Annotated in this window: 3 protein-coding genes; all 3 read left to right on the plus strand. The window is 75.1% G+C overall.

The window, feature by feature from the left end; all coding sequences use genetic code 11:
- Positions 1-10 precede the first annotated feature (10 nt).
- Genes ACFHW1_RS24985 through ACFHW1_RS24995 form a run of 3 tightly spaced genes read left to right on the plus strand, consistent with a single transcriptional unit; the run spans position 11 to position 15,627 of the window.
- On the plus strand, positions 11-1,171 hold the full coding sequence (locus ACFHW1_RS24985; protein ID WP_416616240.1) for a pyridoxal phosphate-dependent aminotransferase: 1,161 nt from the start codon (positions 11-13) through the stop codon (positions 1,169-1,171).
- Between the two features lie 28 nt (positions 1,172-1,199).
- Positions 1,200-2,360: a cytochrome P450 gene (locus ACFHW1_RS24990; protein WP_416616242.1), complete on the plus strand. Its 1,161-nt coding sequence runs from the start codon at positions 1,200-1,202 to the stop codon at positions 2,358-2,360.
- Positions 2,361-2,406: 46 nt separating this feature from the next.
- Complete coding sequence (locus tag ACFHW1_RS24995) at positions 2,407-15,627, plus strand: SDR family NAD(P)-dependent oxidoreductase (RefSeq protein ID WP_416616244.1); 13,221 nt, start codon at positions 2,407-2,409, stop codon at positions 15,625-15,627.
- Positions 15,628-15,630 lie beyond the last annotated feature (3 nt).

Raw genomic sequence — 15,630 nt, forward strand, 5'->3', positions numbered from 1 at the left:
GAGATCCGAGATGGTGCGTCCCACCTCCCGCCGACCGCTCGTCTCCGCCCGGGCGGCGGCGCTCTCCGGCAACAGCCTGACCGGGCTGTTCGCCCTGGCCCGGGCCCGCGACGCCCTCGACCTGGCGGTCGGTACCCCCGGTTATCCCCGGCCCGCCGACAACCTGATCGACCGGGCCGCGGAGGCCATGCGTGCCGGGCGCAACCAGTACGAGCACCCAGCCGGCGAGACCGCCCTGCGCCACTGGATCGCCGGCATGCTCGGCGACGGCGCCGACCCGGAACAGGAGATCACCGTGACCGCCGGCGCCACCGAGGCCCTGTACGTCGCGCTGCTGTCCACCCTCGACCCCGGCGACGAGGTCGTGCTCTTCACGCCCGGCTACGAGCAGTTCGCCGCGGCCGCCTCGCTGGTCGGCGCCCGCCCCCGGTTCGTCCGGCTGCACGCCCCCGGCTGGCGGTACGACCCGGCCGAACTGGCCGCCGCCTTCACCGACCGCACCCGGGCCGTGCTGCTGAACACCCCGGCGAACCCGACCGGCCGGGTCCTCACCCGTGCTGAGCTGAACGAGATCGGCGAGCTGTGCGAGCGCTGGGACACCACGGTAGTCTCCGACGAGGTCTACCGCAGCCTGGTCTTCGACGGCCGGCGGCACGTCTCGGTCACCGAGATCCCCGCGTTGACCGGGCGGACCGTCGTGATCGGCTCGCTGTCCAAGAGCCACGCGGTGAGCGGCTGGCGACTCGGCTTCCTGCGCAGCGACCCGACTCGCACCGAGACCCTGCGGCGGGTGCACGAGCTGACCACCAACGGCACCGCCGCGCCGTTGCAGGCCGCGGCCGGCCACGCCGCCCGCTCGGTCGACCTCGCCGAGGTGTGCGCCGAGATGGGCCGGCGGCGCGACCTGGCCCAGGAGATCTTCTCCGGCATGGGCATGAAGTTCACGCCCGCCGAGGGCGGCTGCTTCCTGCTGGCCGACATCGGCGGGCTGACCGGCGGGCGCGAGGACTGCACCGCGTACGCGCACCGGCTGCTGGACCGCGCCGGAGTGCTGCTCGCCCCCGGCACGCCGTTCTTCGCCGACCCGCAGCAGGGCCGGGGCTACGTCCGCATCGCCTTCAACCGGCAGGCCGCGACGCTGCGCGAGGCCGAGCGTCGGATCACCGCCTGACCACATCACGGCGGAAGGGAGAATCCGAGTGGGACACGACCACGGTGCCGAACTGGGACCGATGCCCGCCTTCATGGCACCCGGGGACGGCGTCGTCCCGATCGACACCCCGATGGGTGACAAGATGTGGCTCGTCCGCGATCACGGGCTGGGCCGGCAGGCGCTCGCCGACCGGCGGCTCAGCCGGGCCGAGGCGACCCGGCCGCACGCGCCCCGCTTCAACGACGCCCAGCCCGCCGCGGACGCCATGATGAGCATGGACGGTGCCGAGCACGCCCGGCTGCGGCGGGTGGTGAGCGGCGCGTTCAGCACCCACCGGGTGGCCGCCATGGCGCCGGCCGTCGAGCGCCTCACCGACGAGCACCTGGCCGCGTTGGCCGCCGCCGGACCCGGTGCCGACCTGGTCACCGGGCTGGCCGCGCCGCTGCCGTTGGCCGTGCTCTGCTCGCTGGTCGGTATCCCCGGAGAGGACGGGGCGGTCTTCCGCAACTGGGTGGAGGTGCTCTTCGACATCTCCGCGAGTACGCCCCGGGAGAAGTCCCGCCGCCGGCTCGAACTAGTCGACTACATGGGCGACCTCATCGAGCGCAAGCGGTCGCGCGCCGACGACGACCTGCTCACCGCGCTGATCGCGGCGCAGGACCAGGGCCAGCTGAGCCCCGGCGAGCTGCTCACCCTCGGTCTGACCCTGTTGATGGCCGGGTACGAGACCACGGTCGGCCAGCTAGGTCTCTCCGTCCTCGCGCTGCTGTCCGACCCGGCGGCGCTGGTCGGCGTGCGGGACCGGCCGGAGGCGCTGGAACCGATGGTGGACGAACTGCTGCGCCTCACCCCGGTCACCCCGGTGAGCTTCCCGCGCGTGGCCGTGGAGCCGGTGCGGCTCGGCGACGTCACGGTCCAGCCCGGCGAGGCGGTGGTGGTCTCGCTACTGCACGGCAACCGCGACGTCGAGGTGTGGGCTCGGCCGGACGGGTTGCATCCGCAGGAGAACGATGCGGTCCATCTGACCTTCGGACACGGCGTGCACCGTTGCCTCGGCGCGCCGCTGGCCCGACTCCAGCTGCGGATCGTGCTGGACCGGCTGCTGCGCCGCTTCCCCGGGCTCCGGCTGGCCGACGTGCCCGAGCCGGTGGTGTGGAAGCAGGGCCTGTCCGTCCGCGGCCTGGCCGCCCTCCGGGTGCAGTGGTGACCGTCCCATCCCGTACCGCCTGAACAGAAGACGAGCGAGGTGCCGCGTGTCCGCCGACAACATCCCGGAACCCATTGCCGTCGTCGGTCTCGCCTGCCGGTTCCCGCAGGCGAGCGACCCGGCCGCGTACTGGCGACTGCTGGCCGGCGGCCGCAGCGCCGTCACCGACGCGCCGAGCGGCCGGTGGGACGGCGTCCCCGGTTCGCGGCGTGGCGGCTTCCTCGACGCCGTGGGCGACTTCGACGCCGCGTTCTTCCACGTCTCGGCCCGCGAGGCCGCCGCCATGGACCCGCAGCAGCGGCTCGTGCTCGAACTGGTCTGGGAGGCGCTGGAGGACGCCGGGATCGTGCCCGGCATGCTGCGCGACAGCCGCACCGGGGTCTTTGTCGGCGCCCTGCGCGACGACTACGCGGCCCTGGTGCACCAGCACGGCGGCGGCACGGTCACCCAGCACACGATGACCGGGCTGAACCGGGGCATCATCGCCAACCGGGTCTCCTACCATCTCGGGCTGCGCGGCCCGAGCCTCGTCGTCGACACCGCCCAGTCGTCCTCGCTGACCGCCGTGCACCTGGCCTGCGCCAGCCTGCGCGCCGGCGAGTCCACCCTGGCCGTCGCCGCAGGCGTGAACCTCAATCTGCTGCCCGGCAACGTGCTGGCCGAGTCGCTCTTCGGCGCGTTGTCCCCGGACGGCACCACCTACGCCTTCGACGCCCGGGCCAACGGCTTCGTGCCGGGCGAGGGCGGCGGCGTCGTGGTGCTCAAGCCGCTGGCCCGGGCGCTCGCCGACGGCGACCGGGTGCACGGCGCGATCCTCGCCAGCGCCGTCAACAACGACGGCGCCACCGACGGCTTGACCGTGCCGAGCGGCGCCGCGCAGGAGGCGGTGCTGCGGGAGGCGTACGCGGCGTGCGGCGTACCGACGGCTGCGGTCCAGTACGTCGAGCTGCACGGCACCGCAACCCCGGTCGGCGACCCGATCGAGGCGGGGGCGCTCGGCGGCGTCCTCGGCCGCGGCCGATCTGACGGCGACCGGCTGCGCGTCGGCTCGGTGAAGACCAACATCGGGCATCTGGAGGCCGCTGCGGGGATCGCCGGCCTGATCAAGGTGCTGCTGAGCATCCGCCACCGGGAGCTGCCGGCCAGCCTGAACTTTGCCGCTGCCGGCCCGGGCATGCCCCTCGCGACCCTGGGCCTGGAGGTGCAACGCCTGCTCACCGACTGGCCCAGGCCGGACTCCCGGCTGCTGGCCGGCGTGAGTTCCTTCGGCATGGGCGGCACCAACTGCCACGTCGTGGTGGCCGAGCCGCCGGTGCCGGTTGTGGGCGAGCCGCCCGTCCCGGCCTTCGTGGCGGTGCCGCGTGACAGGACGGTGTCGTGGCTTGTCTCCGGCCACAGCGAGGCAGCACTGCGCGCACAGGCTGCGCGGTTGCACGAGTTTCTGCTGGAGAGGCCGGAGCCACTCGCCGCGTCCGTCGCACGCGCCCTGGCCACGCGGCGGCAGATGTTCGACCATCGGGCGGTCGTCACCGCCGAGGACCGCGACGGCCTGCTGGCCGGGCTGCGGGCGGTCGCGGCGGGCACGCCGGCCGTCGGCGTGCGCTGCGGCGCGGTGGCCGCGCCGGGACGGCTCGCCTTCCTCTTCGCCGGGCAGGGCGCGCAGCGCGCCGGGATGGGCCTCGGCCTGCACGCCGCCTTCCCGGCCTACGCCCGGGCTTTCGACCAGGTCGCGGCCGCGCTGGACCCGTTCCTGGATCGGCCGGTCGTGGAGGTGATCGCCGAGGGCGGGCCGGCTCTGGACCGTACGGTGTACACCCAGCCTGCCCTCTTCGCGGTCGAGGTGGCGCTGTTCCGGCTGCTCGAGTCGTGCGGGCTGCGCCCGGATCACCTCGCCGGCCACTCGCTCGGCGAGATCAGCGCGGCCCACGTCGCCGGGGTGCTCTCCCTGCCCGACGCGGCCCGGCTGGTCGTCGACCGCGCCCGGCTGATGCAGGCGCTGCCGTCCGGCGGGGTCATGATCGCCGTCCGGGCGGAGGAGCAGGAGGTGCGCGACCTGCTGCGCACCGAGAGCGGACGCCTCGACGTCGCGGCGGTCAACGGCCCCGGCGCGATGGTCCTCTCCGGCGACGCGGATGCCGCCGACCGCGTGGCCACCGCCCTCGCCGCGCGAGGGCACCGGGTGAAGCGGCTCGACGTGAGCCACGCCTTCCACTCGCCCCATATGGACGCCATGCTCGACGAGTTCCGGGCCACCGCCGCCGCGCTCACCTACGCCCCGCCGATCATCCCGATCGTCTCCACCGTGACCGGCCGGCTCGTCACGGCGGGCGAACTCACCTCGCCCGAGTACTGGGTCCGCCAGGTCCGGCAACCGGTGCGCTTCCTGGACGCGGTGCGCACCCTGACGGCTTCAGGCGTCAGCACGATGCTGGAGCTGGGACCGGACGGAACGCTCACCGGCCACGCGGCCACGGTCGCGGCCGATGCGGTCGCCGCCCCGCTGCTGCGGGCGGCCCGCCCGGAACCCGAGACGGCACTCGACGCGGTGGCCCGAGCCCACGTCCGCGGACACCGTCTGGATTGGACCGCGTTGCTGCCCGACGCCCCGGCCCACCGCGTCGAACTGCCGACGTACGCCTTCCAGCGCCGCCACCACTGGTTCACCTCCTCCGCTCCGGCTGCCACGTCCACTCGCACCCAAGTGGCCGCTCCCGCTCCCGCCGCCATTCCTCTCCCGAACGCGGCCGGCGGGCCGGCCGAGCTCGGCGTCGAGGAACTGGTGTTCTCGCACCTCGCCGCCGTCCTCGGCGGCGCGCCCGGCGAGCGGGCCCCCGAGCACACCGCCTTCCGCGACCTCGGCGTCGACTCGTTGATGGCGGCCGAACTGCGCACCGCCCTCGCCGCCGCCACCGGCCTCGCTCTGCCGAGCGGCCTCCTCTTCACCTGTCCCACGCCCGCCGCGCTGACCGCCTTCATCCAATCGGAGCTGGCCGGCGTGGTGCCCGCACAATCAGGTCCGCCGGCACCGATCCCCGCTGGTGACCCGATCGCGATCGTCGGCATGGCGTGCCGTTTCCCCGGTGGCGTGTCCTCTCCTGACGATCTGTGGCGGCTGGTGGCCGGCGGCGTGAACGCGATCGGGGACTTCCCGGTGGACCGGGGTTGGGAGGCCGAGCCGGGCGACCCGGTACGGCATGGCGGGTTCCTGCACGACGCCGCCCAGTTCGATGCGGCGTTCTTCGGGATATCGCCTCGGGAGGCCGAGGCGATGGACCCGCAGCAGCGGCTGCTCCTGGAGACCGCGTGGGAGTCCGTCGAACGGGCCGGCATCGACCCGGCGTCCCTCAAAGGCAGCGGCACCGGCGTCTTCGTCGGGGCCACCGCTCTGGAGTACGGCCCCCGTATGGCCGACGCCCACGAGACCGCCCGCGGTCACGTCCTGACCGGCACCACCACCAGCGTCGCCTCTGGCCGCATCGCCTACCACCTCGGGCTGCACGGCCCGGCGGTCACCGTCGACACCGCGTGCTCGTCGTCGTTGGTGGCGCTGCACCTGGCCGTGCGGTCGTTGCGCTCGGGGGAGTGCGACCTCGTGCTGGCCGGCGGCGCCACGGTGATGTCCACGCCGGGCATGTTCCGGGAGTTCTCCCGGCAGGGCGGTCTGGCGGTGGACGGTCGGTGCAAGTCGTTCGGGGCGTCGGCGGATGGGACGGGGTGGTCGGAGGGTGTGGGTCTGCTGGTGGTGGAGCGGTTGTCGGATGCGCGGCGCCGGGGTCATCGGGTGTGGGCGGTGGTGCGGGGTACGGCGGTGAATCAGGATGGTGCCTCGAATGGTCTGACCGCGCCGCATGGTCCGTCGCAGGAGGCGGTGTTGCGGGCGGCGTTGGCGGATGCGGGTCTTTCGCCGGCTGAGGTGGACGCGGTGGAGGCGCATGGTACGGGGACGGTGCTGGGCGATCCGATCGAGGCCGAGGCGCTGGCCGCTGTCTATGGGCGGGGTCGTGACGATGGTCGTCGGCTTCTGGTGGGTTCGTTGAAGTCGAATATCGGGCATGCGCAGGCGGCTGCGGGTGTGGGTGGGGTCATCAAGATGATCGGTGCGTTGCACCGTGGGATGGTGCCGCGTTCCCTGCATGCCGATGTGCCGTCGTCGCGGGTGGACTGGGACGCCAGTGGTCTGGAGTTGTTGTCGCGGGAGCGGCCGTGGCCGGAGACGGGTCGGCCGCGTCGGGTGGGGGTGTCGTCGTTCGGGATCAGTGGGACCAACGCCCACGTCATCCTCGAACAGCCACCCATGCCCACGCCGCCCCCGGACACGCCGCCCGCCGCGACGCCGGCCCCATGGGTGCTGAGCGCGCGCGGCGAGCCCGCCCTGCGAGCCCAGGCCGCCCGGCTGCGAGCCCACCTCGGCGAGCCCGGCACCGACCCCGTTGCTCTCGGGGCCGCCCTGGCCACCACCCGCACCGCCTTTCCCAACCGCGCCGTGATCGTCGGCCGCACCGCCGCCGACCTGCGCGACGGCCTCGACGCCCTCGTCGCCGGCGCTCCAGCACCCGGACTGCACCGGGGCGAGGCCGCCGGCGGCCGGACCGCGTTCCTCTTCACCGGCCAGGGTGCCCAGCGCCCCGGCATGGGCCGTCGGCTGTACGCGGTGCACCCGGTCTTCGCCGCCGCCCTGGACGAGACGTGCGCCGCCTTCGACGGCCTCCTGGACGGGCCCCTGCGCGAGCGCATGCTCACGGGCGGCGCCGATGCGTACGACCGCACCTCGGACGCCCAGCCCGCACTGTTCGCACTGGAGACCGCCCTGTTCCGGCTCCTGGACCACCACGGCACCTCGCCCAGCCTGCTCGTCGGGCACTCGATCGGCGAGATCGCCGCAGCCCACGCGGCCGGCGTGCTGACCCTGCCGGACGCGGCCCGGCTCGTCGCGGCCCGCAGCCGGCTGATGCAGGCCGCCCGCCGTGGCGGCGTCATGATCGCGATCGAGGCGGAGCCGGACGAGGTACGGCGGTCGCTCGCGGGCCGGGAGAACCGGGTCAGCCTCGCCGCCGTCAACGCGCCCCGATCGATGGTCGTCTCGGGCGACGAGGACGAGGCCGGCCGCATCGCCGCCCGCTGGCGTGCGGCGGGCCGTCGGGTGCGCCGCCTCGCGGTGAGTCACGCCTTCCACTCGCCGCACATGGACGGCGTCCTGGACGAGTTCCGGGCGGTCGCGGCCAGCGTCCGCTTCCACGCCCCCCGCATCCCGATCGTCTCCACCCTCACCGGGGAGCCGGCTACCGTCGAGGAACTGTCCTCGCCGGACCACTGGACCCGGCAGATCCGCGACACCGTCCGGTTCGCCGACGCGGTCCGCCGGCTGGCCGGGCTGGGCGCCACGGTGCTGATCGAGGTCGGCCCCGGGCCGGTGCTCGCGCCGCTGGCCGCGCGCACGCTGGACGGGGCTGCCACGGTGGTGTCGCTGCTGCGGGACGGGCACGACGAGGCCGAGAGCTTCGTGGCTGGGCTCGCCGAGGCGTACGCGAACGGGGCCCCGCTGCACGCCGGCGCGTTCTTCCCCGGAGCCACGCCGGCGCGACTGCCCACGTACGCCTTCCAGCGCGAGCGCTTCTGGACGGTGCCGGCCCCGCGTACCGACGCGCACGCCCTGGGCCTGGAACCGGCCGGTCATCCGCTGCTCGGCGGTGAACTGGACCGGGCCGACGGCACCGAGACCGTGTTCACCGGCCGGATCCCGCCGTCCGCGCGGTCGTGGCTGGCCGACCACACGATCGGCGGGAGCGTGCTGGTGCCGGCCACGGTCCTGCTCGACCTGGTGGTGGCGGCCGGCGACCGGACCGGCGTCCCGAGGGTGGCGGAGCTGACCCTGGCGGCGCCGCTGGTCCTGCCCGCGGCCGACGCCGTGCGCCTGCAGGTCGTGGTGGCCGCCGGGGACGCCGGTGGCCGGCGGACCTTCGCGGTGTACGCCCGGCCGGAGCGGGACGGCGAGTGGACCCGGCACGCCGGCGGGATCCTGGCGCCCGCCGCGGACACGCCGCTCGTTGCGGACATGTCAGCAGCCTGGCCCCCGGACGGCGCCACGGCCGAGACGGTGGACGACGCGTACGCGCGCCTCGCGGGGCACGGCTACGACTACGGACCGGCGTTCCGCGGCCTCGACGCGGTGTGGACCCTCGGCCGGTCGATCTTCGCCGAGATCAGCCTGCCCGAACCGCTGCAGGCGGACGCCGGGGCGTACCGCGTACACCCGGCCCTGCTCGACGCCGCGCTGCACGCCCTGGTCCTCGCCGCCGCGCCGGGGGGTGCCGTCGATCTGATCCCCCTGCCGTTCAGCTGGACCGACGTCACGCTGGGCACGAGCCGCGCGACCCGGCTCCGGGTCCGGCTGATTCGCGGCGACGACGGCACCGCCGCGCTGGAGCTTGCCGAGCCGGACGGCACGCCGGTCGCCGCCGGGTCGCTCACGTTGCGGCCCGTACCCCGGGAGCGCCTGACGCTCGGCACGCCGGACGCGCTGTTCGCCCTGAACTGGCCGGTCGTGTCCGCGGATCCCGGTACGACCTGGGCGGACATCGCCGGGGAGGTGGTCGTCTCGCGCACCGACCGGCTCGACGCCGCACTGCGCCTGGTCCAGGACTGGCTGACCGACGAGGACCGGGCCAACGCGCGGCTGCTGGTGGTCACCCGCAACGCCGTCGCGGTGCGCCCGGTGGACGAGGTGGACCTGGACGCCGCCGGCATCTGGGGCCTGATCCGCTCGGTGCAGTCCGAGCACCCGGGCCGGATCGTCCTGGTCGACGCCGACGAACCCGGGACCGGCCTGCTGCCCGCGGTCGTGGCCGCCGGGGAGCCGCAGGCCGCCGTCCGGGCCGGTCGGGTCCACGTGCCGAGGCTGGAACGCTGCCGCCCGGCCGGGGCGACGGGCCCTCGCCTCGACCCGGACGGCACCGTGCTCATCACCGGCGGCACCGGCGGGCTCGGCGGTCTGCTCGCCCGGCACCTGGTGACCGGGCACGGCGTGCGGCGGCTGCTGCTGGTCAGCCGCGGCGGCCCGGACGCGCCGGGCGCGGACCGGCTCGCCGCCGACCTGACCGACCTCGGCGCGGCGGTCACCGTCGCCGCCGCCGACGTCGCCGACCGCGCCGCGCTGGCCCGGGTCCTCGCGGACGTCCCCGCCGAGCATCCGCTGACCGCAGTGGTACACGCCGCCGGCGTCCTCGCCGACGGGACCGCGCTGTCGCTGACCCCGGAGCGGCTGGCCGAGGTGATGCGGCCCAAGGCCGACGCCGCGCGCGTGCTGCACGAGCTGACCGCCGACCGGGACTTGGCGGCGTTCGTCCTCTTCTCTTCGGTGTCCGGCATCGTCGGCACGGCCGGGCAGGCCAACTACGCCGCCGCCAGCACGGTCCTCGACGCGCTCGCCCACCATCGTGCGTCCTGCGGCCTGCCCGCCATCTCACTGGCGTGGGGCCTGTGGGACGCCACTCAGGGGATGGGCACCCGGCTGAGCGAGACCGACCTGAGCCGCTGGGAACGGGCCGGAATCCGGCCGCTGACCCCCGGGCAGGGCCTCCTGTTGTTCGACGCCGCCCTCGCCGTCGGTCGGCCGCTCGTGGTGCCGGCCGCCCTGACTCCCGCCCGGCCGGCGCCATCCCCGTCGACCACCGGCCGGCGGAGCAGACCCGGGTGGGCCGGCCGGATGGCCGCGCTGCCCGAGACCAAGCGGGCGGACGCCGCCCTCGACCTGGTCCGGTCCGCCGCCGCAGAAATCCTCGGGCACGCCGACGCGCGGGCGGTCGACGCCCGGCGCGCCTTCCACGACCTCGGCTTCGACTCCATGGCCGACGTGGACCTGCGCAACCGGCTGGCGGCGGCAACCGGCCTTCGACTGACCACCACCGCAGTCTTCGACCATCCCACCCCGGCCCGGCTGGCCGCCCACCTGCTGACCCGGATGACCGAGGAGAGTCCGGCGGCGCCGGCACAGGCTCCCAGAGATACGGACGACCCGATCGCGATCGTCGGTATGGCGTGCCGTTTCCCCGGTGGCGTGTCCTCTCCTGACGACCTGTGGCGGCTGGTGGCCGGCGGCGTGGACGCGATCGGCGAGTTCCCGGTCAACCGTGGCTGGGACGTCGACCGGCTGTACGACCCGGATCCCGGGCGGATCGGTACGTCGTACACCCGAAGCGGTGGCTTCCTGCACGACGCGGACCTGTTCGACCGCGAGTTCTTCCGCCTGTCCCCGCGCGAGGCGGCCGCCACCGATCCGCAGCAGCGTCTGCTCCTGGAGACCGCGTGGGAGGCGTTCGAGAGCGCGGGCATCGACCCGGAGACCCTGCGCGGCAGCAACACCGGCGTCTTCGCCGGCGCCATGTACGACGACTACGCGTCCCGGCTCGCCCGCGTCCCCGCCGAGGCCGAGGGCTTCCTGCTCGCCGGGAACCTGTCCAGCGTTCTGTCCGGCCGGCTGTCGTACACGTACGGGCTGCACGGCCCGGCGGTCACCGTCGACACCGCGTGCTCGTCGTCGTTGGTGGCGCTGCACCTGGCCGTGCGGTCGTTGCGCTCGGGGGAGTGCGACCTCGTGCTGGCCGGCGGCGCCACGGTGATGTCCACGCCGGGCATGTTCCGGGAGTTCTCCCGGCAGGGCGGTCTGGCGGTGGACGGTCGGTGCAAGTCGTTCGGGGCGTCGGCGGATGGGACGGGGTGGTCGGAGGGTGTGGGTCTGCTGGTGGTGGAGCGGTTGTCGGATGCGCGGCGCCGGGGTCATCGGGTGTGGGCGGTGGTGCGGGGTACGGCGGTGAATCAGGATGGTGCCTCGAATGGTCTGACCGCGCCGCATGGTCCGTCGCAGGAGGCGGTGTTGCGGGCGGCGTTGGCGGATGCGGGTCTTTCGCCGGCTGAGGTGGACGCGGTGGAGGCGCATGGTACGGGGACGGTGCTGGGCGATCCGATCGAGGCCGAGGCGCTGGCCGCTGTCTATGGGCGGGGTCGTGACGATGGTCGTCGGCTTCTGGTGGGTTCGTTGAAGTCGAATATCGGGCATGCGCAGGCGGCTGCGGGTGTGGGTGGGGTCATCAAGATGATCGGTGCGTTGCACCGTGGGATGGTGCCGCGTTCCCTGCATGCCGATGTGCCGTCGTCGCGGGTGGACTGGGACGCCAGTGGTCTGGAGTTGTTGTCGCGGGAGCGGCCGTGGCCGGAGACGGGTCGGCCGCGTCGGGTGGGGGTGTCGTCGTTCGGGATCAGTGGGACCAACGCCCACGTCATCCTCGAACAGCCACCCATGCCCACGCCGCCCCCGGACACGCCGCCCGCCCCGGCCGCCGGCACCACCGGACCCGTCCCGTGGATCCTCACCGGCCGTACCGAGCAGGCCGTCCGCGCGCAGGCCGCCCGCCTCGCCCGTCACGTCGAGGAGAACCCCGGGCAGTCCGTCGCCGACATCGGTTACACCCTGGCCGGCGGCCGCGCCCTGCTGGACCACGGTGCCGCAGTGATCGGCGCCGACCGCGTCGCCCTGACCCGAGGTCTGGCCGCTGTTGCCCGTGGCGAGGCCGCCCCCGAGGTCGTGCTCGGCGGACGAGGCACGCCGGGCGGGACAGCGTTCCTCTTCACCGGCCAGGGTGCCCAGCGCCCCGGCATGGGCCGCGACCTGTACGCCGCCGACCCGGTCTTCGCCGCAGCCCTCGACGAGGTGTGCCGCCACCTCGACCCGCGCCTGCCCCGCCCGCTCAAGGAGGTCATGTTCGCCGGCGACGGCCCACTCGACCGGACGGTGTTCACCCAGGCCGCCCTGTTCGCCGTGGAGGTGGCGCTGTACCGGGTGGTCGAGCACATCGGGATCACCCCTGACTACCTGCTCGGCCACTCGGTCGGCGAGATCGCCGCGGCGTACATCGCCGGGGTGTTCGACCTGCCGGACGCGTGCGCCCTGGTCGCCGAGCGCGGCCGGCTGATGCAGGCCGCGCGCGGCGGCGCGATGGCCGCGATCGAGGCCACCGAGGCCGAGGTCGCCCCCGGCCTGCCGGACACGGTCGGCATCGCCGCCGTGAACGGACCGGACGCCGTCGTGATCTCCGGCGACGCCGACGCGGTGACGGAGATCATGACGCGGTGGCGCGCGAACGGCACCCGGACGGCCCGGCTGCCCGGCGCCCACGCCTTCCACTCGCCGCACATGGACGAGGTGCTCGACGAGTTCCGCGCCGTCGTCCGCGGTCTCAACCTGCGCCCGCCGCGGATCCCGATCGTCTCCGGCGTCACCGGCACCGTCGCCGACGACGGCCTGCTGAGCACGCCCGAGTACTGGGTGCGCCACCTCCGCGAGACGGTCCGCTTCGCGGACGGCGTACGCACCCTCGAACGGGAGGGCGTGGTGACCCTCGTCGAGCTGGGTCCGGACGCCGTGCTGACCCCGCTGGCCCGCCGCAGCCTGACGGGCGACGGCCCGGTGTGCGTGCCGACCCTGCGCCGCAACCGGCCCGAGGCGGAGGCCGTCGTGCGCGCCGTCGCCGAGATGCGCCTGCGTGGCGCGGCGCCCGACTGGCGGGTGCTCCTCCCGGGAGCGCGCCAGGTCCCGTTGCCCTCGTACGCGTTCCAGCGGGAGCGGTACTGGCTCGACGCCTCCGAGACGGCCGTCGACCCGCGCGGGCTCGGCCTCGGCGACCCCGGGCATCCGCTGCTGACCGCGGCGGTGAGCCTGGCCGGCCGGGACACCCACGTGTTCACCGGGCGGCTGTCCGTGCGGACCCACCCGTGGCTGGCCGACCACACCGTCGCAGGCGCCGTCGTCGTCCCGGCCACCGCGCTGCTCGAACTGACGGCGCACGCCGGGCGGCACGTCGGCGCCCCGCGAGTCGCCGACCTGAGCCTGCCGGCGCCGCTGGTGCTGTCTGGCCCGGCCAGCGCCGTCCAGATCCAGCTCACCGTCGGCGCCGCAGACGACGCCGGCCGGCGCGACATCACCGTGCACGCCCGCCCGGACGGCGCGGACGTCGCGTGGGTCGCGTACGCCGAGGGCACGCTCACGCCTGCACGCGCCGGCACCGGCGAGAGCCTGACCGCGTGGCCGCCGCCGGGTGCCACCGAGGTCTCCCTAGACGACTTCCACGGCACCCTGGCCACCGCCGGCTACGGCTACGGACCGGCCTTCCGCGGGCTTCACCGGGTGTGGCGTGGGGACGGCGACCTGTTCGCCGAGGTCGCCCCGCCCGGCCCGGTGCGCGCCGAGGCCGGCCGGTACCTGCTGCATCCCGCCCTGCTGGACGCGGCGTTGCACCCCTTCGTGCTCGGCACCCGGCCCGGGGACCCGCTGCGGGTGCCGTTCGCCTGGACCGGCGTGTTCCTGCATGCCACCGGGGTGGCCGCGCTGCGCGTCCGGATCCGGCTCGCCGAGGGGTCGCTCACCCTGGCGGACGAGTCGGGCGTACCCGTCGCGACGGTGGAGGCGCTGCGCCTGCGCCCGCTCGACGGCACCGCGCTGCGGGCGGCCGGCGGCATGTTCCGCGTCGCCTGGACCCCGCTGCCGCCCCCGCCCGTGCCCGACGGCGCCGGGGCGACCACCGTCCTGGTCGCGGCGAGCGGACCCGGCGACCGTGACGTTCCCGCCGCGGCGCACGCGATGCTCGACGGGGTGCGGCGCGAGCTGCAACGGTGGCTGGCCGACGAACGGCAGACCGGCGCGACGCTGCTCGTCGTCACCCGGGGCGCTGTGGCCACCGGCGTCGAGGACGTCGCCGACCTGGCCGCCGCCGGGGTCTGGGGACTGGCGCGGACCGCGCAGACCGAGAACCCGGGCCGGATCGTCCTCGCCGACGTCGACACGGTGGACGTGCCCGCCGGGCTGGCCGGGCTGGGCGAACCGCAGCTCGCCGTGCGCGACGGCCGGATTCTGGTGCCGCGGCTCGTCCCGGCGGACCCGCCGCCCGGCGGGCCCGCCGCGAGCCGGTGGGACCGAGGGACCGTGCTGATCACCGGTGCCACCGGGGCGCTCGGGAGTGCGCTCGCCCGCCACCTGGTCACCGAGCACGGGGCGCGCCGGTTGCTCCTGCTCTCCCGCCGTGGTGCCGACGCCCCCGGGGCGCTCGAACTCGCCGAGGAACTTGTCGGGCGGGGCGCCGAGGTGAGCTTCGCCGCCTGCGACGCGAGTGACCGGGACGCGTTGGCCGCCGTGCTGACGCGCATCCCCGGCGAGCAGCCGCTGACCGCGGTCGTGCACGCGGCCGGCGTCCTCGACGACGCGATCCTGGCCGACCTGACCGGGGACCGCCTGGACGCCGTCCTGGCCGCGAAGCTGGACGCCGCCTGGCACCTGCACGAGCTGACCCGCGACCGGCCGCTGACCGCCTTCGTCCTGTACTCCTCGGTGGCCGGCCTGCTCGGCACCGCAGGCCAGGCCGGATACGCCGCGGCGAACACCTTCCTGGACGCCCTCGCTCAGCACCGCGCGGCGGCCGGGCTGCCCGCCCGGTCCCTCGCCTGGGGTCTCTGGGAGCCGGCCGGCGGCATGGGCGGCGGCCTGGCCCCGGCCGACCTGCGGCGGCTCGCCCGGATCGGCCTGCGGCCGCTGTCCACCGACGACGCCCTCAACCTGTTCGACGCGGCCCTGCCCGCTGGGGACGCGGTGCTGGCCCTGGCCCGCCTGGACGCCGCCGGGGCGCGGGCGGCCGGTGACGAGCTGCCACCGCTGCTGCGTGACCTGGCGCTGCCGTCGGCCCGCCGTCCGGCCGAGCCGAGCGTGGACCGCCTGGACGCCGCCGCGTTCGCCGCGCTGCCGGCGACCGATCGGGACCGGGTTCTGGCCGATTTCGTCCGGGCGGCGGTGGCGGCGGTGCTCGGCCACGGCGATCCGGCGGCCGTCCGCAGCGACCGGTCGTTCCGGGAACTGGGCTTCGACTCGCTGACCGCGCTGGAACTGCGCAACGCGTTGAACCGCGGCACCGGGCTCCGGCTACCCGCGATCCTCGTCTTCGACCATCCGACCCCCGCCGCCGTCGCGGGACATCTGCGCGACCTGCTCACTGCGGCGAGTGAGACGGTGGAGGAGCCGCCGGTCACCGCGCGCCTCGGCGAGCTCACCGACGCGGTCCGGCGGGCGGCCGCCGACCCGGACGGCTTCGCGCGGGTCGCGGCGGAGCTGCGCGCCCTGCTCGACGCCGCCGAGTCGGCCGCAGGGAGGACCGGCGACCACGATCCCGCCCGCTCCCTCGACGCCTCGAGCGACGAGGAGCTGTTCGCCCTGATCAACAACTTCGACTGAACG

The sequence above is a fragment of the Micromonospora sp. LOL_014 genome, assembly GCF_048060245.1.
Classification (GTDB): domain Bacteria; phylum Actinomycetota; class Actinomycetes; order Mycobacteriales; family Micromonosporaceae; genus Micromonospora_E.